Below are 19,295 nucleotides of genomic sequence, written 5' to 3'. Positions count from 1 at the left end.
ATGCGCTCCGCACTGACCGCCGACCTCGTGCGCCTCACGACGCTGCGCACCACGCCGGTGTACGCCGCGCTGCTGATCGGCGCCTGCGTCGGCCCGATCGTCCTGATGACCCTGCTGTACGACATCGAGTACCGTGGCCCGCTCGACGCGGGCGACCTCGGCAAGTGCGCGAGCATCTTCCACGTGCTCGCCGTCGTGTTCGCCGGGGCCACCGCGGCCGGCGAGATCCGCCACGGGGCGAGCGCGGTCGCCTTCCTGACCCAGCATCGGCGGTGGACGTCACTGCTGTCACACCTGCTCGTGGTGGCGGGATTCCTCGTCGCGTCCTACGTCCTCGGCATGGCGCTCGCGCTCCTCGCCGCGCGGTGCTACCCGGACGGCCTCGCCATGACCGGGCGCGGCTGGGCCTATCTCGGGGTGTACCTGCTGATCATCCTGGCCTGGGCCGTGGTCGCGACGGCACTGGCCGTGCTGACCCGCTCCGTCGCCGGGGCGGTCGCGGGCCCGCTGGTGTGGATGTTGCTGCTGGAACAGCTGATGGCGATGGTGCCGATGCTGGACCCGGTGCTGCACTGGATGCCGTTCACCGCGGGTCTCGACCTGGCGGCCATCGTGCTCGGTGAGCAGTCCGGGCCGCCGGTTCCTGCGATCGTGGTGCTCGCCGCGATGGTCACGGTGTTCGGCGCGGCCGCACTGGCCGGTCACACCCGGCGGGACACGGCCGGGTGAATACCGCCCGGCGCAACCTCGGAGGTGCACCCGAAGGCCGCGCGGGCTCGGTTGTCCAGTTAGTGGCCGGGGTTCTCCGGTGGGGTGTGGCGGCCGAACGGGCCCGCGGGGTTGCGTTTGAGTTCGTCGAGCATGGCCTGGAGCTTGTCGACGTGCGCGTTCTCCTCGATGGTCGGCCGCCGCGGCGGCGACACCGCGTCGTCCACCACGGGTTCCACCTGGAACGGGATGTCCCCGCTCGGTGGCCGGCCGGTGGCGGGCGGCTCCGGCGTGAGCGCGGCGGTCGGCGGCCCGAACGGGTTGGCCGCCTCCGGTCGACCGGGCCGCGGCGTGATCCCGGCCGGTTCGACCCCGCCGTTCGACTCCCCCGGGCCGCCGTGATGCGGCGCCGGGTTCGACGGCAGCGGATCCATCCAGTCGTGCAGGGCGGGCGGCACCTGCGGTGTCCGCATCGGCGCCGCCACCCGCTCGGTGGCGATCTCGGAACCCGTCCGCGGGGTGGCGGTGCCCGAGGGGGATTCGCCGGCCGGCGGCGTGGGCTCGTCGTCGATATAGGCAGTCTCGGCGGCCAGTCGCTCCAGGTCGGCGTAACGCGACTCCGGGAACGACGGTGCCGGTGATTCGACGCGCGGACCGCGATCCGCGGCGATCTCCGGCAGCGGGTCGCGCCGGGGCTCGCTACCCGGCCGTCCCGGGGTGCGGTCGTCCGAGCCAGATCTCGTGTCTCCGGTGATCGCCGCGAGCGGGTCACGGTGGGGGAGCGGCGCGTCCGGCTGTTCGGGCGCACGGCCCCGCTGCGGCAGGCCACCGCGCGCGACGTCCGGGCCGGTGGTCTCGGCGGCGGTGTCCCTGGCCGGGCGGGAGCGCTGCGGGAGTCGCACCGGCGCATCCGGGTGCGCGGTATCGGCGGGCACGGAACCCGCATCGGTGACGGCATCGCTCGGCGCGAAGGGGCCGGGGAACCCGGTTGCCTCGCCGGACGGTGCGGCCGATTCGGCCCGGGTGGCGCCGCTGTCCGGCGCCGCTGCGGCGGCCTGCGGTGCCGATTCCGCACGGAACCGTCCCGGACGGCGAACATCGTCCGAGTGCGGGTCGGGTCCGCCGGGCGGGGGAGCGAGCGCCGCGTCCGGCCGCGGTGTGACACCCGAGGGCGCCGCGCCGCCGAACTCCGGTGTGGGCGGGCGGTTCTCGGCCGCACCGCCCGCGCCTCCGGACGCACTCCACGCGGTCCCGCTGTCGGCCTGGCGTGCCCGCGCGGCCCGCGGCAGCGGCCGGGCCCCCGCCGCGCCCTCGGGGCGCTCGACCTGGGCGTGCGGCACGGCCGCCCCTGGCCCGTCGGCACTCTCGCCCGCGCGCCGGCCGCGCGCCGGGAGCTCCACCGCCGCGCCGTCGGGCCGCTCGGTCTGTGCGGCGGCGGCCTCTTCCCGTGCCTCGATGTGCTGGCCCGCCGCGCGCCGGGCTCTCGAGGGGAGGGTGGTCGGCGCGGCCGGGTGCCCACTGTCGGGGTGCGCGGCCTGCGGGCGTCCTTCTCCGTCGGGCGCGTGGGTGTTGTCGGCTGCGCGCCGACCGCCCGCCGAGAGTTCCGCCTCGGCGGCAAAATACCCGCCCTCGGACGGCTCGCCGTGTCCGGGCGCCACGCCCGCTGTTCCGTGTGCGTCAGCGCGCTGCCCTGCTGCGCGCCGGCCACCCGGCGCGGGTTCCGTCACCGCACCCCGGGGTGGCTCGGTCCGTGCGTGTCCTTCGGCTGCCGTGTCGTGTGCGTCGGCGCTCTCGGCCGCGGCGCGGCGGCCGGTCGGTTGGAAGCCCGACGCCGCGTCCGCGGATGTCCAGGGACCGGGGTCGGCCGACCGGTCCGTGGTGCGCCCGGCTCCGCCCGCCGGACCGGCAGCGTCCAGCTCGTTCTGCTCCGAGCCGCCCGGTCCTGCCCACGTCGCGGACTGCCCGGCACTGTCGACGTCGCCCTGCCCCGTCGATTCCGCGCGGCGGCGCGCCGGGCCCATTCCCCTGTCGGCCGCCGGGTCGATGCGTTGCCGTTGCGCCGCATCCCCGTCCCGTGCGGTAGTGCCTGCGCCCGGCTGCGTCTCCGCGCCGATTCCTTGCCGGGCCGCGAGGGTGTCGCCCTGCTGTGCCGAAGGGACCGCGCCCGACTGCGCTGTCCAGTCGGCGCCCTGCCGAACCTCGACGGTCGGGTCTTGCCGGGCCGCCGGGCCGGTGCCGGCCGGATCGGTGTCGCGCCGCGCCCCGTCGGTGCCCTGCTCTTCGACGGTCGCTCGACCGTGCCGCGAGGACGGGTCGGCGCCGTGGCGTGCGGTCGGCTGACTCCCGAGCTGTGTGGCGGCATCCCCGTCGTGTCGCGATGCCCGATCGCCGCCGTGTTCCGCGGTGAAGCGCGCACCGGGAGAACCCATGCCGTGTTGTCCGGTGAAGGCCGCGCTGTGCTGGCCGGTCGAACCGGTGCCGTGCGGCTCAGTGCCTGCGCTGTGCTGCGCGGCCGAATCGGTGGCGTGTGGTGCGGCGGTGCCTGCGCTGTGCTGGCCGGTCGATCCGGTGGCGTGTGGTGCGGCAGTGCCTGCGCTGTGCTGTCCGGTCGAACCGGTGCCGTGTTCTCCGGCCGAATCACCGCCGTGCGTTTCCGTGGCGCCCCCGCCGCGCTGTCCGGTCGAGGCGGCGCCATCCGGTGCCGCGGAGTGAACGTTCACCCCGGCGACCGGTTCCACCGCTGCCCCGTCTCCGTGGCGCGGCGGGAGCGCACCAGCGCGACCGGGCTGCCGCGGCGTATCCAGCCGGCTCTCGGGTGCGGGATCGGCATGCGACACGGTCGAATCCGTCTCGCTCGCGGCTGCGCCGGACGAGGTGAGTCGTGGCGTCTCGGTCCGGGACGTTTCGGCCTCGGCGCCTCCGGAGTTCGTCGCCGCGCGCGTGGGCAGTTCCGTCGAGGCCGCGCTCGCGGTGGCCGAGGAGCGACCGTTCCGGCCCGCCTGCGCGCCTCGCCCGGGCCGAACCCCGTCACTCTCGTCGGGTGACAGGTCCGCGGCCTCCTGCCCGCCCGCGGGGCGCGGGAACGGCTGGCGGCCGGGTGATCCCGTGGCGTCGAGATTGGGCCGCGCAATGAACGGAACCACGTCGGCGGTCGACGAGTCACCGGTCGCCGCCGAGTGCGAGGGCCCGCCCTGTTCCGCGGCTGCCAGCTCGGCGCGTTCGGCCGCTTCTCGCCGTTCGGCGCGGGTCGGCCGAGCCGTCCCGGCCGGGCGGGCGGTCCCCGTCTCGACCTTGTCCATCCTGGCCTGCAGGTTCGAAATGTCCTGGCCGGTGCGGAAAGCCCACGATTCGAGTTTCTTGAGTCGGGTCTCCAGACCGGTCTCGTCGTCCAGTCTGGTCGCGGCGGCATCGAGCTGGTCACCGAGCTCGCGAAGGAGCGTCGCGATGCCCGACAAGATCGCGCCGATCGGCTCGGCGTCCTGTTGGCCGTGCTCCATCCGTGGCTACCTCTTCTGCGATCGTGTGCCCGAACCGGGCGGGTGGCCCGGCGATTCTATCCGTCGGTTCCTGCCGTTGCCCGGCGTGCGCCCCCGCCCTGACGGGCTGACCGAGGCGCGCGCACCGCGAGCCGGACCGACCGGGACCGGTGCCGGCGCCGCGGAACCGCCGACGCTACTCGTCGTCGCGCGGCCGCGAGTGGCCACCCCGGGCGCCCTCGCCGGTGTGCCGAAGATCTCGCGTGTCGCTACCGGAAATCGTTGGAACGCAGTGCGTGTCGCGAGACGCGCCGTGCGGCACGCCGTAACGCCCCCGACTGCGAGTAAAGGGGGCTGGCGGGCGCGCAAAGTTAGGAGCACTCTGGATTCCATGGAGTAGGTCGCGAGACCGGCGTGTCGGGTAGGGGAGTGATCGCGTGCGGACCAAGCAGCGGACGGAGATGGGTTGCGGGCGCCGGGCGGTGCTCGCCGAACTCGGCATCGGAGAGGCCGCCGACGCGGCGCGCGGCACCGCGATAGGCAGGTCCCAGTACAGCTGCCGCTGCCCGGGATGCGCGGACGCCCAATGGGATGTGCAGCGGCTCAAATACTGGCTGTGCGCGCGGCTGGTCGAGTTCGGCGCCGACGAGGCGGAGGTGGATCAGCGCATCGGCGGCATCCTCGTCGACGTCCGGTGGCGGCGCGGCGACCGCTGGTACGCCATCGAGGTCCGCAGCGGCGCCCTGGAGTGCACCCTGGCCCGCGAGCACACCGACCGGTTGCGCGCCGCGGGCTGCGCGGGCGTGCTGTGGTTGTGCCCGCCGGGCTACTGGGTGCGGCATCTGCCCGCGCTCGGTGTCGCCGACCTCGGCCCGGACGCCTGCGACTACCTGATCGACACCGGCATGCTCGACACCGACCAGTGCGGGCTGGCCGCACCCCGGCGCACGCCCTTCGAGCTGCGGGAGTTCCTGCGCGGGTGGGTGTCCGGCGATATCGTCTGGGGTTATCGCGACGAGAACACCGGAGGTTGGGCGCGCGTGATCGACTGGGAGCAGCACACCAGGTCGCAGGCAACCATCATCGCCCGGCAACGTCAGGAGCTGGTCAATCAGCGGACGGCGCTGGCGGTGTCGCGCACGCTGGTGCGGGACAAGCAGAAGCAGATCGCGAAACTGCACTGGCGGCTCGACCGCGCCGAGCAGAAGGCCCAGGAACAGGCCGACGCGGTCGCCGCGGTCAATCGCACCCTCGCCGAGCGGCACCGGGTCGAGGACAGCCTGCGCGCCACCATCAAGGGCCTCAACCGCACGATCGAACACTGGCAGCTGATCACCATCTGCGCGATGCTGCTGATCGTGACGTTCCTGGCCGCGGCGATGATCGTCCGCTGACCGGCTCGGTCAGTCCCCGGTCGGCGGCGGCGCGCTCAGCCGGAACGGGGCACGGTCCCACCGCCAGCCGTGGCGCAGGGTGAGAGCCGCGAGGTCAAGCAGCTCGAGCCCGGCCTCCCGGTGCAGGCGGCGCACCGCCGTCATCGGCGCCGGGCCTGCGGCCAACAAGTCGCCGAGCCGCTGCTCCAGCTCGGCATCGACCCGGCGGTCGCGCAGCTGCGCGACACCGGTTCGGCTGCCCGTCCAGATCAGCAGGCCCCACCCGTTGGCGTGCGCGTGCTCGCGCAGCGCGGCGGCCTTCACCCGATTGACGTGGATGCCGACCTGCCCGAGCGGCTGCACGTCGACGAGCACGATCCGCCCGTCGGCGAGCTGGGCGACCACGTCGGGATGGTGCAGCCCGGTCTGCCCGTCGACGGTGTAGCGCACCGCCGCCGGTTCCTCCTGGAAGGTGCGCACCTGGTCGGCGGCGTTGAGGGTGAGCAGCAGCCGGGCGCGCAACGCGGAGTCGAAGCCGACGTCGCGGCCCACCTTCGCCAGGTAGAACCGGCCGCGCTGGTCGTCGTCACCGTCGACCACGCGCGCCGACGCGCTCGGCAGCGGCGCCGGGTCGCTCGCCCGCGCCGGCCACTCGATCTGGTCCGAGAGCGCCGTGAGCGCGGCGGCGGCCGCGGATTCCTCACGCAAGGCCACCAGCCGCCGGTTGGTCTTCTTCTGCCACCCCATGATTCGCTGCACCACGTAGCCGGCGACCCGTTTGGCGTCCTCGGGCGCGTGCCCGGCCAGCCGCAGCTTGAGATAGGTGAGTTCATTGGCCGCCAAGTCGCTGTCGGTGGCGTAGGTCTCCGCGAGCAGCGTCCGCACCAGCGCGGAGTCCCTGGCCTCGAGGGGGTAGCGCCGGGTGAACGCCGCCCGCTCGTCGCCGCCGAGGTGCGTCTCGCGCAGGATGTACCCGACGGTGCGGGTGTGCAACTGCCGCACCCGGTCTCGCGCCAGATCGAACCGCGCCCCGATTGCCGCCAGCGTCTGCGGTGGCTCCCCGCCGATCCCCAGCCGCGCGGCCAGGATCTCCGCGTCGCGCCGCCGCCGCTCGGCATGCACCGCCACCAGCCCGGCGATCACCTCGTTGACCTCTTCGAGCCCGAACGCCACCTCCCCGGCCACGTCGTCGCCGAACGCCGACTCCACCCCGTCCCCCGACACCGCCACCTCGGTCACGCAAGCAGCGTAACCACGCCCGCCGACACCACCGGGCACGATCACCCTGGACAACCGCCCCGACCAGGATCATTCTGAGAATCCCGCTCCGGAGGTGACCCGATGGACCACCACGCTCACGGCGGTGCCCGGTGAACGGCATCGCACAGGTCGCCGCGCTGCTCAGCGGCATCGTCTACGTCGCGGTCTCGCCGCTGGAGATGTTCTTCTACGACCGTCCCGCCGTGCGCCGCTGGCTGCACGTCGACACCACCGACGTCGCCGACGTGCGAATGTGGGCGTTCGTCGTCGGCGTCCGCAACCTGCTCGGCGGCGCGGGCGCCCTGATCGGCCTGCTCATCCTGCACTCGGGCAACGAGCCCGCCGGTCACGCCGTCGTCCTCACCGCCTGCTGGTACATGCTGCTCGCCAGCCTGGCCATGGGTCTGGCCGACCTCCTCGGCTTCTGGCGCCCGCGCGGCGGCAGCGTCCTCGGCACGATCGGCTCCAGCGTGCTGCCGCTCGTCGCCATCATCGCGGCGAGTGTGTGACCTGCCATCATGCGGCGAGTGTGTGACCTGCCCGGACAGCAGAAAGACCCCGGTTTCCCGGGGTCTTTCTCGGTGGTGCGCGATACTGGGATTGAACCAGTGACCTCTTCCGTGTCAGGGAAGCGCTCTCCCGCTGAGCTAATCGCGCGAGGTGGAGACGGGAATCGAACCCGTGTGCACGGCTTTGCAGGCCGTTGCCTCACCACTCGGCCACTCCACCGCGCAAAGGGGGAAGGCTTGTTACTGCCTGGCCCTACCTCTCGAGCGGATGACGGGATTCGAACCCGCGACCCTCACCTTGGCAAGGTGATGCGCTACCAGCTGCGCTACATCCGCATTCACACTTCCGGGGGCTTTCCGGCCTCCGTGGTGCGAGACAGAACATTAGCCGACGCCCGGTGAAAGGTACAAATCCGCTGGTAGAACGCCCGGAAACCGCGAAGTGTCATGGGGTGGACGTGATGGATGGTGCGGGAGGGGCCCGGCACGCGGCGAAGCGTCGCCCGCGCACGCGAGCGACGCAGCGGCGACACTGCCGCGGCGGTCCGGCGACCGCATCCCGGGCGTCGTACACCGCTCACGCACGGCGCGGCTCCACCCCTCCGTCCCGCCGCGACCCTGTCCAAGTGGCGATTTGGTGACCGGCGGGTGACCCGTGCTAATGTTCCATCTCGTTCGGACGGTGCGAATCGCCCGAGCGCCCGCTTCGGTCTCATAGCTCAGCGGGAGAGCGTCCGCCTCACACGCGGAAGGTCGCTGGTTCGATCCCAGCTGGGACCACCATCAAGAGAAGGCCCTGACCAGGAGAATCCTCGTCAGGGCCTCTTTCGTGGCCGGACCGGGTTCGAGCTGGATCCGATTGCCCCGTCAGCCGCCGTGACGCGGGAGGGTGGTTGTCGGCGCGCGGGGCCGAGTCTCTGCTCAGGTCGTGTGACGTTGCCCACGACGGTCGCGTGGCACCGGGTGGACCTTATCGTCCGTGGGCCGACCGGGCGGCGACATATCGGTAGTTCAAGCGCTGCCCAGGACCATCACGCCGACGGCACCGGTGATTTCCCAGGCGGACGCCGTCGCCTCCGGATGTCACCACCGAGGTGACGTACGCGCTCTGGAAGGGTCGAGCGATCCGGAAATCGGATGGCGTGCAGCAGAATTCGATATTGGACATTCGCGGGAGCGCGGCGCAGGCTCGAGAGGGCGGCGAAGAAACGGTTCGCCGCGAACTCGAATTTCCGATCGCACAAATCTGGCACCGAAAGGGGACAGGGTCGGACCTGCTGGTCGTGGCCCGATATCGTCATGACGCTTTTTCATGATCTGCGGCACTACATCGACAACCTGACCGAGAAGCTGGGACCGGACGAGGTACGGCAGATCGACGGCGCGCACTGGGATCTCGAGATCGGCGGAATAACGGAGTTGTCGGCCGAGAAGGAGGGCCCGGCGCTGCTGTTCGACAATATTCCGGGCTATCCGGCGGGGTATCGTGTGTTCACGAATTTCATGGGTACTGCGGAACGTTGTGCGGTGGCACTCGGGCTGCCCGCGGACACACCGAAGATGGACATCATCCGGGCCTGGAAAGACATCGGTAAGCGCATTGAACCGATCCAGCCCGTCGAAGTCGCCACGGGTGCGGTGCTCGAAAACGTGGTGGAGGGCGATGAGGTCGATCTGACCGCCTTTCCGGCCCCGCGTTGGCACGACGGGGACGGCGGCCGGTATATCGGGACCGCCTGCATGGTGATCACCCGCGATCCCGACACGGGCTGGGTGAATATCGGAACTTACCGCGGCTGCATCCAGGGCAGGGACCGGCTGTCGCTGTGGATGCTGGGGAACCGGCACGCGCGGGCCATCGCGGAGAAGTACTGGCAGCGCGGCCTCTCGTGCCCGATCGCTGTCGTGGTCGGATCGGATCCGATTCTGTCGACCGTGGCGGCGATCGCGGCACCGGCAGGCGTCTCCGAATACGACGTCGCGGGCGGGCTGCGGGGCAAGGGGGTCGACGTGCTCATCGCGCCCGGCAGCGATCTGCCGATTCCGGCGCACGCCGAGATCGTCATCCAGGGGGAGATGCCACCGATGGAGGAGGAGTCCGTTCTCGAGGGGCCGTTCGGGGAATGGACGGGCTATTTCACCCACGCGGGTCACGAAACCGTCGTGCGAGTGACGCGGGTGATGCACCGCGACGATCCGATCATCCTGGGCGCTCCGCCGATGATTCCGACCGTCCCCGCCGGCGACCAGGCGGTACCGCTGTACTCCGCATCGGTGACCTGGGATCACCTCGAAGCGTCGGGAGTGCAGAACATCCGCGGCGTCTGGGCTTACGCGCGTCAGTTGATGATGGTGATCTCGATCGAGCAGACCGGCGCGGGTGATGCGATGCATGCGCTGCTGGCGGCGGCGGGCCGCAAACGGACCGGCGGCATGGAACGGTACTTCGTCGTGGTGGACGAGGACATCGACATCACCGATATCAACCATGTGCTGTGGGCGATGTTCACCCGCGTCGATCCCGCCGAGTCCATTCATGTGCTCCGGACGCCGACCACGGCGATCGACCCGCGGTTGGCGCCGGCCAAGCGGGAGGCCGGCGACATGTCCATGGGAATCGTTCTGGTGGACGCGTGCAAGCCCTTCGCGTGGAAGGACTCCTACCCGCGCGCCAACCGCTTCGACGAGGCATTCCGCGCCGAGATCCGGGAACGATGGAAGTCGACGCTACCGCTGTAGGCCGCGCGATGGCACTGTCGAGCCGGATCGAACGCAGCGGTCGTGTCGTGTCGAGTGTTCCCGAGGAGGTTGCCGTGCTGGTGCGCGGCCGGCCCGAGATCGGGGCGAGGGAGCAGGCTTTTCCGTTCCTGTCGGTGGATGCCGACGGCTTCCCGCACAGCGCATTGCTGTCCCGGGCAGAACTCGAGCCGACCCCGGACGGTGCCGCGTTGCTCGCGGTGATCGCGAGTACCCGCACCCGGGCGAACGTGGTCCGGACCGGGACGGCGGCGCTGCTGGCGACGGCGGGCTCGGTCTGTCATCACCTGAAGCTCGAACTGGTCGCCGCGGTCACCGAAAAGGACCTGCTCGGTGGCGTCTTCATCACCACCGGGCACAAACGTGACGACATCGGTGTTCCGATGCTGCCCCTGTCCTTTCGCCCGACGAGCGAGCTCGCCGAGGTGGAGGACTGGCGACGCGGTGCCGCGATGTTCGCCAGGCTACGGAAGGAGGCGTTGCGATGACGGCGCCCATGCAGCGCATTATCGTCGGCATCAGTGGTGCCAGCGGCGCACCGTTCGCTGTTCGGCTGCTACAGACCTTGCACGAGATGCCAGGTGTGCAAACACATCTCGTGATGAGCAGTTGGGCGAGATCGAACATCGAGACCGAGACGCCCTATAGCGTGCGCGAGGTGGCGGAGTTGGCGGACGTCACCTACAAGCTGGGTGATCAAGGTGCCGTCATATCCTCGGGGTCCTTTCGGACAGCCGGAATGATCGTTGTCCCGTGCAGCATGCGCACGCTCGCGGCGATCCGGCACGGAATCGCGGACAATCTCCTCTGCCGGGCCGCCGACGTCGTTCTGAAGGAGCGGCGCCGGCTGGTGCTCGTGCCACGGGAGACACCACTGAGTGATCTCCATCTGGAGAACATGCTCAGGTTGAGCCGGATGGGCGCGCGCATAGTCCCGCCGATGCCCGCGTTCTACAACCGCCCCGAGACGATCGATGACCTGATCGATCACGTCGTGGCACGTGTGCTGGACCAGTTCGACCTCGATGCTCCGCAGGCGCGGCGGTGGCCGGGCCTGGCCGCGACGCGGCGGGACCGATCGGATGGCCGGACCGGGTCGGGCGTCCCGACGGCTACCCCGCGCCGGCCGGTGTGACGAGCTGGGCGATGTGCTCGACGAACGCCCGCGCGGCAGGGGCGCCGCCCCTGCCGTCGCGCCAGAGCATGCCGAGGTGCCCTCGGGGCAACCCGTCGACCTCGACGCCCACCACCCTGCCGTCGCCGACCAGCGCGGACTCCGGGACCAAGGCCAAGCCAAGCCCCTTCCCGGCCAGTGCCACCAGTACGTCCGGGTCGCTGGCTTCGAAGGCGACCTGAGCTCGCACTCCCTCGCGGGCCAGCGTCTGGTCGAGCCGACGACGAAGCCCCGATCCCTCCGGCAGGGCGATCAGCGAACGACCGCTCAACGCGGAGAGTGGTAGCCGCCGCCGACGCGCGAGCGGATCGCCGGGCGGCAACGCCGCGACCATGCGTTCGCTGCGCAGCGGACGGCTGTGCATGCCGGCCACCGGCTCGTCGGTCAGGCTGGTGAACGCGATGTCGAGGTCGTTGTCGTAGACGCGGTGGGCCAGGATGGCCGCGGTGTCTTCGACCAAGGAGATCCCCACGCCCGGATGGCGTCGATGGAAAGACGCGAGGAGTTCGGGCAGATCGATGCTGCGGGGCGAGATCGAGGTGATGGTGCCGATCGCGACGTGGCCGGTCAGCAGGCCCGACAGCGCCTCCACGGACGCGCGCCCCGCCGCGACGGCGTCGAGCACCTGCACCGCGTGGGGCAGCAGCGCCGCACCCGCGGCCGTCAATGTCACGCCGCGCGGCTTGCGCACGAAGAGTTGCTGCCCCAGTTCGCGTTCCAGCGATTTGATGTGTGTGCTGATCCCCGATTGCGCGACGTGGACCCGTTCGGCCGCGCGGGTGAAGTTCCCCTCCTCGGCGACCGCGAGGAAATAGTGCAGGTGACGCAGCTCCATCTCAATGCGTGTCGAATATCTGCTGGTAGGCCGCTACCGCGCGCTCGGTGGCAGCCCGCTCGTCCGCCGTCGGGTGTTCGGGGTCCGCGGCCACCGGCAGCGCGCCCAGTTTCAGCAACGCCGCCATGAGCAGCATGCGTGCCTTGGTGGCCGTGAGGTTGCTGCCCGCGATCACGGTCGGATCGGTGCGGTAGGCGAGACCGGCGGTGTTGCCCCGGCCCACCCGCACCACCGGCATTCCCGAGTAGATCGCGAGCGAGAGGGCGGAATTCGTCGCCGGGTCGGCGGAACCGAAGGGCGACATACCCTCGCAGACGAAACCGGCCAGCGGCGCGTCCGCCAGGTTCGCGCGCCGGCGAGCCGATACCTCGACCGCGGTGGTGTGGTCCGGTTGCGCGTCCGGACCGACCGCGACCGGCACGTAGCGGGTGAACTTGACGATAGTCACCAACGGCATCGCGCTCGGAACCAACTCGCCCGCTGCGTCTTTCACCGTGACATCGACGGTGCGGATGCGGCCGTCGGCGGCCTCGGCCACGCCGGTCACCTGCTCGGGCAGGCACCCGAGACGGACGTCGGAGCGGTGGGTGTGGCGGTAGGCGGGGGTGTAGGTCACCCGCGGCGGTCCGTATCCGCCCATGGTGGCGACGATGCCGCCGTGTCCACCGGTCGTCGCGTACCCGCCCGGCCTCGCGTCGACCTTGGTGACCTCGCGCGCGGAGTACACGAGCTCGTCGACGATCAGCGTGGCGCCGAGCTGGTTTCGGCCCTGCTCGTCCAGCGCGGCTGACGACAGCAGGAACTTGACCCCGTCGACGATGTTGCGCGCTCCGTCGCCGCTGACCGACTGGTGCCTGCGCTGCGCGGTGTGGCCGACGATCGGCACCGGCGTATCGATGAGCAATCCGAGCCAGTACAGCGTCTCCTCGGCGGTGGGGCTGCCCTCGAGCCACTGAGCACCGATGTAGTCGCCGGAGCCGAGCACCCGCTGGACGAGGTTGGTGGCCCGCGCCAGCGTGCGGAGATCCGGTTCGCGGTGCAGGTGGTAGGGGTAGTAGGCGAAGTAGTCCTCGCCCAGCGACTCCGCCGCCCCGTCGGCTTGGCCGCCGGTGTAGCCGGCGCTGGGCGCGGGCCGAAAGAAGTCGAAGACCGCGTGCGCGCTCAGCCCGATCGGGTGGCCGTGGTCTTCGAGCCCGAACCGCTCGATCTCCTCGTAGAGCCGCTCGGCGTCGGGGTAGAAGGTCTGTCTGCTGCGCGTGGCGGGCGCCAGCGGCGACGCGGTCGCCGCTTCCCAGGCCGAGCCGTCGGCTTGGCGAGCCATGTACGGAAGTGGGTAGAGCCCGTCTTCGGGCCGCAGCTCGACCTCGTACACCGGTGTGGCGCCGGCTGTTTCGGTGGCGTGGAGGACGCCCTCGGCGTCGAGCCAGCCGTCCGGCGGTGCGTAGAGTGCTCGTGCGTCGTACTCCAGCGGATGCGCGGAGTATGCCTCGACGAGAACGGTCACCGGTGCGGCGAGACGTTGCGGCCGGAGCAGATCGAAGCGCGGTGCGGTGCCGTCGAGGGTGGTCAGCGGCGGCAGCCCGTGGCGAACGCGCGCCTTGCCTGAGGTCACGAGGTCCGGGCTGTTACCGATGGTGGCGGTGGGCCCGGAGAAGACCGCGATCCGGGCGGGTTCGGGGGTGGGCGTGGTCATGAGATCAGCTCACCGCCCAGCGGAACGAGGCCGCGGCTGTGCAGGCCGCCGTCGGAGTGGATGACGCAGCCGGTCACCGACTTGGTGCGCTCCTTCGACGCCAGGAAGAGATAGGCCCAGGCGTGATCAGCCGGTTCGGAGGCGACATGCAGCGGATTGGTGCGGCGGATCAGCTCGGGCAGATCCGGCAGGTCGATCAGGCGTTGCCGGCCAAAGTCCATCGCCTCCACACCGCGCAGCTGCGTCACGGTGCCACCTGGCGCGACAGCATTCACCCGGATGTGCGGAGCGAGTTCGAACGACAATTGAGAGAGCAACCCGCGGACCGCGAATTTCGAGCCGGTGTAGAGCGGACCGCCACCGCCGGGAAGGTAACCCGCGTTCGAAATGGTCAGCACGACGTTGCCCTCCGCGGCGGCCAGCTCCGGTAGCGCGGCCTTGACCGCCAGCAGCGAGCCTTTGACGTTGATGTCGAACATCTCGGTGAAGGCGGCATCGATCCGGTCCTCCGGCAGGGTGTCCAGCGAGGCGAAGTAGTCGAAGATCCCCGCGACGGTCACCAGCGTGTCCAGCCGGCCGAACCGCTGGACGGCCTCGGCCACCGCTCGCTTGTGGTCCGCGAGTCGGCGGACCTCACCCTGGATCGCGGCCACGTCCGCGCCGTATGTCCGCGTCAGCTCCGCGACGGCGTCGGCGGCGCGATCGAGCACGGCGACTCGCGCGCCTTCGGCGACGAACCGCTCGACCACCGCACGGCCGATTCCGCTGCCACCTCCGGTGATGAGCGCGACCTTTCCGGCCAGCCAACCTTCTGCCACTGTTGTTCCTTTCACGTCTCTTGTCATGCCGTCGGTCCGATCGAGCCCTCGAGCGTTCGGGTGAACACGTCCGGCGGCTGCCACGTCAGGGCCTCGAGCTCGACGGGATCCAGGCGCACGCACGTGCCGCGCCGCGGTGATCTGATCTCGAGTCGCTCGCCGTTGCCCTCCGTCACCACCCGCACGACGACGTCGGCGAACTCGTTGCTCAGTCGTTGGGTCGTCACAGGAACACCCCGAGGTTGGGAGTGATCAGCGTGGTGTGAGCGAGGCGCACCGTCCGTGCCGCCAGCCGGAAGCCGGCGGCGGTGTCGTGCAGGATGTCGAACCGCTCGCCGACGATCAGGTCGGACTCGACGCCGTCACCCTGAGCCCGGAAGCACAGGAAGTTGCTGCGGACGTCGTATTTGTCCGCGGCGTCGAGTGCATCGACGCGCACGTTGGTGATCAGGCGCTGGGTGCGCGACGGTGGATCCTCGGCGTACGCATGCTCGGTGGCGAGCCGCGAGACCCGCATCTTCATCGAGGCGTAGGTGTCCTTCATGTGGAAGCCGGTGGGCGAGAATTCCAGGCTGCGTGCCTCGGGCCCGCGCGTGACGCGGATGGGCATGCGGTAGACGAGATCCTCCGACAGACAATCCAGCCAGCGTTCGAACTCTCGATGGTCGAGGTACTCCGCTTCGCGGTAGAGGAAGTCGGCGCACGCCGCGGTGATATCTCGGGAAACCGTGGTGGCGGTCATCGTCGGACCTCCTGGCCGTCGACCTCGTCCGCGGTGGACACCTCGTGCAGCCAGCGCCGGTAGAAGGCGCGCTGTGGCGCTTCCCCCAGCGCGGTCGTCGTCGCGCGTCCGGGGAATGCCCACTCGGGGTCCTCGGCGTAGTCGCTCATACCGTTCAAACCGAGCTGGAAGTTGAATCGCATACCGTTCTTGCGGGCGAAGACGGACCTGCCCGCGACCGGAGCGCCGCCCCAGACCACCGTGTCGTCCTGTTCCAGGATCCCGGCCGGTCCGTGCATGCTCAGCGCCGCGACGTAGGCCTCCTCGTTGAAATCGGCGGGTGCGCTGTTCCAGCCCAACGTCCAGTTCCAGTTGACGATCGTGTCCGGGCCGGTCGGCTGCCACTGGCGCAGATAGGTGAACACCGCGGGCGGCGCGTCCGGATGCGGTGCTGCGGGTACCCGCACCAGCCCGAGGTTGGGGAAGATGAGAAATGTGGTCGCCGAGTGGTTTTCGACGAATTGTCGCTGGTCGGCCGGGAGCCGGTCCAACTGGAAGGTCTCGGCGACCTCCGGCGGGAACCCCGAGCGGTGCCAGGGCGGGGGCAGGAACCCGTCGTTGACGATCATCCCGTGGCCCTCGTCGAAGAACACGTGCCGCGAGACGCCCTGCGGCCCTGCGCCACCCGTCTCGATGCCGGGGAACATCCCGACTTCCTCGGCAGAGCGATGCAGGGAGGGGACGTGGTAGGCGTCCGCCATGAAGTTCTCTGCGCCTGACTTCCAATTCGCTGGTACCCGCCAGCGGTGTGGCTCGCCGATAGCGGACATGCCCTGCTCGTTGAGTCCGAGCAACGCGTCCAAGTACCAGCGCATCCCACCGAGGTATTCGTCGAGGGTGGGGGCACCGGGATCGAGCGAGGCGAAGATCAGGCCGTGGACCGAATCGACATGCGGCGCCGCGGCGAGGCCCCACTGCTCGGCATCGAGTTTTCGGTATGCCTTCTTCCGGTGCGGCGCTCCGCTCCAGTCGCCGTTGTTCTTGAAGACCCACGAGTGGTACGGACAACGGAAGTGGGAGCTGTTTCCTTTTTCCACCCGGCACACCGGACTGCCGCGGTGTGTGCATTTGTTGAAAAGGACGTTGATGCATCCGTCCTCGTCGCGAACGACGATGAACTGGTCCTGCCCGATGTACCGGAGCACATAGTCACCCGGTGTCGGAATTTCCGTCTCGTGGGCGACGAAGCACCAGCAGCGTGCGAATATCCGGTCCAGCTCGTACCGGTAGATGTCGGGGTCGCTGAATATCCGTGGAGAGACTATTCCCTGTTCCAGCTCGCGGTCCATCCGGCGGAAGAATTCTTCCGTCGAGCTCGGTGATTCGGTGGGCCCACCGGACGTGGGCAGGGTTTTCCGGTCGAACACGTGGCTTTCTCCTCGCGCTGCAATCACGGTATTTTCGGGTAACCTACGAGCGGCTCGAACACCCGGCAACGGAATCGGTCCGAATGCTGGAACGGCCTTGGAACAGTCGATTTCCGGTCGGCTGCCGCGCCGACGGACTATGGTCGATAGCCGCGGATTCACTGAACGATCGAGGTGCTGTAATGGCCGATACCGCGCCCCTGCCGGGCCTGCCGGTGGAACTGACCAGCCTGGTGGGCCGCACGGTGGAGTCGGCGGAGATCCGGCGGCTGCTGGGGAACGCGCGGCTGGTCACCCTCACCGGTATGGGCGGGGTCGGCAAGACGCGATTGGCGCTGCAGGTGGCGCGGAAGGCCAGGCGCGGTTTCGCCGACGGCGCGCTCGTGGTGGAACTGGCCGAGGTCTCCGACCCGGCACTGGTTCCGCTGACGGTCGCCCAGGGACTCGGTGTGTCGACCCACCTGCCGGATGTGGTGGCGACGCTGATCGATTACCTGCGCGGCCGCGAACTGCTGCTGGTGCTGGACAACTGCGAACACCTGCTCGACGAGAGCGCGGTGCTGGTCCGGAATCTCCTGTCGGCCTGCGCCGCGCTGCGGATTCTGGTCACCAGCCGCGAACCGTTGCGGGTCGCTGGTGAACACGTCTTCGAAGTCGGGCCGCTCGGTGTCGGGCTGCCGGCCCACTGTCCCGGTGGGCCCGGCGACATCAGGCCCGACGCGGTGACGTTGTTCGTCGAGAGAGCCGCCGCGGCGGCGCCGGGCTTCCGCATCACCCCGGAGAACGCCGCCACGATCGAGGAACTGTGCCGCAGGCTGGACGGCCTACCGCTGGCGATCGAGTTGGCTGCCGGACGGATGCGGGCGCTCTCGCCCCGGGAACTGCTCGACCGGCTCGCCGACCATCACCGGCTGCTCAGTGCCGGCGACCGTTCGGCATCCCCGCGTCACCAGTCGCTACGGGCCACGCTGGACTGGAGCTACGGGTTGTGCTCACCTCAGGAACGTCGGCTCTGGGAGCGGCTGTCGGTCTTCAACGGTCCCGTGTGCCTGCAGGTCGCCGAATCGGTGTGCAGCGACCCCGGGCTGCCGTGCGAAGCCGTCGTGGACGGGATGGCGGCCCTGGTCGACAAGTCGATCGTCGTGCGACATGTGACGGGCGGGCGCGCGACCTACCGGATGTTGGAGACAGTGCGCGAATACGGGCTGCGCAAGCTGCGCGCACGCGCCGACGACGCCGCGGTGGTGGGGCGATATCGCGCCTACTATCAGCGGCTGGCGCGGGAGTTCGACGCGAGCTGGTTCGGGCCGGGCCAGGAGCGGCTGGTGGAGCGGATGCGCGGCGAGCACGCGAACCTGCGGGCGGTGCTCGATTCGCTGCTGTCCGACCCGGCGGGCGGGCCTGCCGGTCTCGGCATGGCGGCCGCACTCTTCTGGTACTGGCTGGGATGCGGACAGCAGCGCGAGGGCAGGCACTGGCTCGATCGTGCGCTGTCCTCGAACACGGCGCCCAGTTCCGAACGCGCGGCAGCGCTTTGGTCCAACGGATACCTGGCGGTGGCCGAGGGGAAGGCCGTCGTCGCGCTCGACCTGCTGCGAGCGAGCCAGGAGTTGGCGATCGAATTGGGCGACACCGTGAACCTCGCGCACGCGACGCATTTCCGTGGCGTCGCCGAACACAACCTCGGGAACACCGCCTTGGGCATGAAGCTGATCGAGGAGGGTTCGGCCATGGAGGAGGCGGGCGGTCCCGGCCTGCTCCACATTCTGGCGTTGGAGCAATTGGGCTGGGCGTACTGCCTGCGTCACGAACCCGAGCGTGCGCTGGAAGTGCTCGAGCAGTGTCGCCGGGCCTTGACCGCGCGTGGTGAACGCTGGCTGCTGTCGTGGATCAACGCGTTCCTCGGGCTGGCGCACTGGATGCGCGGGGAGTATGGGCTCGCCGACAGCCACCTGCGGGAGGCGTTGACCGACAAGCGCGCCTTCCACGACGCGTTGGGAATCGCGGTGGTGATGGAGGTGCTGGCGTGGGTGGCCGCGGCCGAAGGACGGGCAGAGCATGCGGCCGGGCTGATGGGTGCGGTCCGACAGGTGTGGGAGCCGCTCGGTGAGTACCCCGGAGGTTTCGAGTTGCGCAACTGGAGTGATCGCACCGCGCGGGAATGCCGGGCGGTGCTGGGGGACAGGGTATTCGAGGCGGCTTTCGCCGACGGCCGTCGGCTCGGAACCGAGCGAGCGGTCGATTTCGCCCTGGGTGTGCCGCCGCGGGGCGACGAGCCCGGGGCGCCGCGCGCCGCGGATCCGGTGACGGCCCTGCTGACTCCGCGCGAGTTGGAAGTCGGCAGGCTGCTCGCCGAGGGAATGACCAACAAGCAGATCGCGCAGGCGTTGGTGGTCGCGCTGCGGACCGTGGACAGCCACGTCGAACACATCTTCGCGAAGCTGGGGGTGAACTCGCGCACGCAGGCGGCGTTGTTGCTGTCAGAGCGTGGACGGTGACGACGACGGCGCAGGCCGTGCTGCGGCGGGCAGGGTGAGGCACCCT

Annotated in this window: 15 protein-coding genes and 4 tRNA genes; 8 read left to right on the top strand and 11 right to left on the bottom strand. The window is 70.2% G+C overall.

Annotated features, from left to right (window positions below; all coding sequences use genetic code 11):
• Nucleotides 1-729, top strand: coding sequence for an ABC transporter permease (locus CRM89_RS12895; protein WP_228821873.1), 729 nt, complete (start codon nt 1-3; stop codon nt 727-729).
• 59 nt (nt 730-788) lie between these two features.
• Here CRM89_RS12895 and CRM89_RS12890 read toward each other — a convergent pair whose 3' ends face one another.
• Nucleotides 789-4,205, bottom strand: coding sequence for a hypothetical protein (locus tag CRM89_RS12890; RefSeq protein ID WP_098084096.1), 3,417 nt, complete (start codon nt 4,203-4,205; stop codon nt 789-791).
• A gap of 416 nt (nt 4,206-4,621) precedes the next feature.
• On the opposite strand from CRM89_RS12890, the gene CRM89_RS12885 reads away from it, so the two are divergent.
• Nucleotides 4,622-5,578 carry a hypothetical protein gene (locus CRM89_RS12885; protein ID WP_229434758.1) on the top strand — a complete coding sequence of 319 codons (957 nt, stop codon included), beginning with the start codon at nt 4,622-4,624 and terminating at the stop codon, nt 5,576-5,578.
• Nucleotides 5,579-5,587: 9 nt separating this feature from the next.
• Here CRM89_RS12885 and CRM89_RS12880 read toward each other — a convergent pair whose 3' ends face one another.
• Complete coding sequence (locus CRM89_RS12880; protein ID WP_229434757.1) at nt 5,588-6,796, bottom strand: hypothetical protein; 1,209 nt, start codon at nt 6,794-6,796, stop codon at nt 5,588-5,590.
• A 131-nt stretch (nt 6,797-6,927) separates the two neighbouring features.
• Here CRM89_RS12880 and CRM89_RS12875 point away from each other — a divergent pair, with 131 nt between their 5' ends.
• The gene (locus CRM89_RS12875; RefSeq protein ID WP_060589828.1) at nt 6,928-7,326 is read left to right on the top strand and encodes a DUF1304 family protein; all 399 of its coding nucleotides are present in this window, start codon (nt 6,928-6,930) and stop codon (nt 7,324-7,326) included.
• A gap of 73 nt (nt 7,327-7,399) precedes the next feature.
• On the opposite strand, the gene CRM89_RS12870 is transcribed toward CRM89_RS12875, so the two are convergent.
• The 3 genes from CRM89_RS12870 to CRM89_RS12860 form a co-directional block, all read right to left on the bottom strand.
• Nucleotides 7,400-7,474, bottom strand: a tRNA-Val gene (locus CRM89_RS12870).
• A gap of 1 nt (nt 7,475) precedes the next feature.
• A tRNA-Cys gene (locus CRM89_RS12865) sits at nt 7,476-7,546 on the bottom strand.
• A 43-nt stretch (nt 7,547-7,589) separates the two neighbouring features.
• Nucleotides 7,590-7,662 (bottom strand) — tRNA-Gly (locus CRM89_RS12860).
• A 372-nt stretch (nt 7,663-8,034) separates the two neighbouring features.
• On the opposite strand from CRM89_RS12860, the gene CRM89_RS12855 reads away from it, so the two are divergent.
• The 4 genes from CRM89_RS12855 (at nt 8,035) to CRM89_RS12840 (ending at nt 11,218) form a co-directional block, all read left to right on the top strand.
• A tRNA-Val gene (locus tag CRM89_RS12855) sits at nt 8,035-8,109 on the top strand.
• Nucleotides 8,110-8,643: 534 nt separating this feature from the next.
• Complete coding sequence (locus tag CRM89_RS12850) at nt 8,644-10,065, top strand: UbiD family decarboxylase (protein ID WP_060593227.1); 1,422 nt, start codon at nt 8,644-8,646, stop codon at nt 10,063-10,065.
• Between the two features lie 8 nt (nt 10,066-10,073).
• Nucleotides 10,074-10,571 (top strand): hypothetical protein, encoded by a 498-nt coding sequence (locus CRM89_RS12845; RefSeq protein ID WP_060589967.1) that lies wholly within the window; start codon nt 10,074-10,076, stop codon nt 10,569-10,571.
• On the top strand, nt 10,568-11,218 hold the full coding sequence (locus CRM89_RS12840) for a non-oxidative hydroxyarylic acid decarboxylases subunit B (RefSeq protein ID WP_098084094.1): 651 nt from the start codon (nt 10,568-10,570) through the stop codon (nt 11,216-11,218). The genes CRM89_RS12845 and CRM89_RS12840 overlap by 4 nt, the downstream gene beginning before the upstream one ends.
• On the opposite strand, the gene CRM89_RS12835 is transcribed toward CRM89_RS12840, so the two are convergent.
• Genes CRM89_RS12835 through CRM89_RS12810 form a run of 6 tightly spaced genes read right to left on the bottom strand, consistent with a single transcriptional unit; the run spans nt 11,196 to nt 16,913 of the window.
• On the bottom strand, nt 11,196-12,092 hold the full coding sequence (locus tag CRM89_RS12835; RefSeq protein ID WP_098084093.1) for a LysR family transcriptional regulator: 897 nt from the start codon (nt 12,090-12,092) through the stop codon (nt 11,196-11,198). The two genes, CRM89_RS12840 and CRM89_RS12835, sit on opposite strands and share 23 nt — an antisense overlap.
• Before the next feature lies 1 nt (nt 12,093).
• Complete coding sequence (locus CRM89_RS12830; protein WP_098084092.1) at nt 12,094-13,785, bottom strand: asparaginase domain-containing protein; 1,692 nt, start codon at nt 13,783-13,785, stop codon at nt 12,094-12,096.
• Nucleotides 13,782-14,603 (bottom strand): 3-(cis-5,6-dihydroxycyclohexa-1,3-dien-1-yl)propanoate dehydrogenase, encoded by an 822-nt coding sequence (gene hcaB / locus CRM89_RS12825; protein ID WP_098084091.1) that lies wholly within the window; start codon nt 14,601-14,603, stop codon nt 13,782-13,784. Before hcaB ends, CRM89_RS12830 begins: the two co-directional genes overlap by 4 nt.
• Before the next feature lie 23 nt (nt 14,604-14,626).
• Nucleotides 14,627-14,830: a dihydrodiol dehydrogenase gene (locus tag CRM89_RS12820; protein WP_098084090.1), complete on the bottom strand. Its 204-nt coding sequence runs from the start codon at nt 14,828-14,830 to the stop codon at nt 14,627-14,629.
• Entirely contained in the window at nt 14,827-15,345 is a 519-nt protein-coding gene (locus CRM89_RS12815; RefSeq protein ID WP_098084089.1) for a 3-phenylpropionate/cinnamic acid dioxygenase subunit beta, read from the bottom strand. The genes CRM89_RS12820 and CRM89_RS12815 overlap by 4 nt, the downstream gene beginning before the upstream one ends.
• Nucleotides 15,342-16,913, bottom strand: a complete 1,572-nt coding sequence (locus CRM89_RS12810) for a Rieske 2Fe-2S domain-containing protein (protein WP_229434709.1) — start codon at nt 16,911-16,913, stop codon at nt 15,342-15,344. The genes CRM89_RS12815 and CRM89_RS12810 overlap by 4 nt, the downstream gene beginning before the upstream one ends.
• 20 nt (nt 16,914-16,933) lie before the next feature.
• Between CRM89_RS12810 and CRM89_RS12805 the strand changes: the two genes are divergently transcribed.
• A complete protein-coding gene (locus tag CRM89_RS12805) occupies nt 16,934-19,249 on the top strand; it encodes a LuxR C-terminal-related transcriptional regulator (RefSeq protein ID WP_098084087.1) in 2,316 nt (771 codons plus the stop codon).
• Nucleotides 19,250-19,295 lie beyond the last annotated feature (46 nt).

This window comes from Nocardia sp. FDAARGOS_372, assembly GCF_002554515.1.
Lineage (GTDB): Bacteria > Actinomycetota > Actinomycetes > Mycobacteriales > Mycobacteriaceae > Nocardia > Nocardia farcinica.
This window is presented reverse-complemented; position numbering and strand designations above follow the sequence as displayed.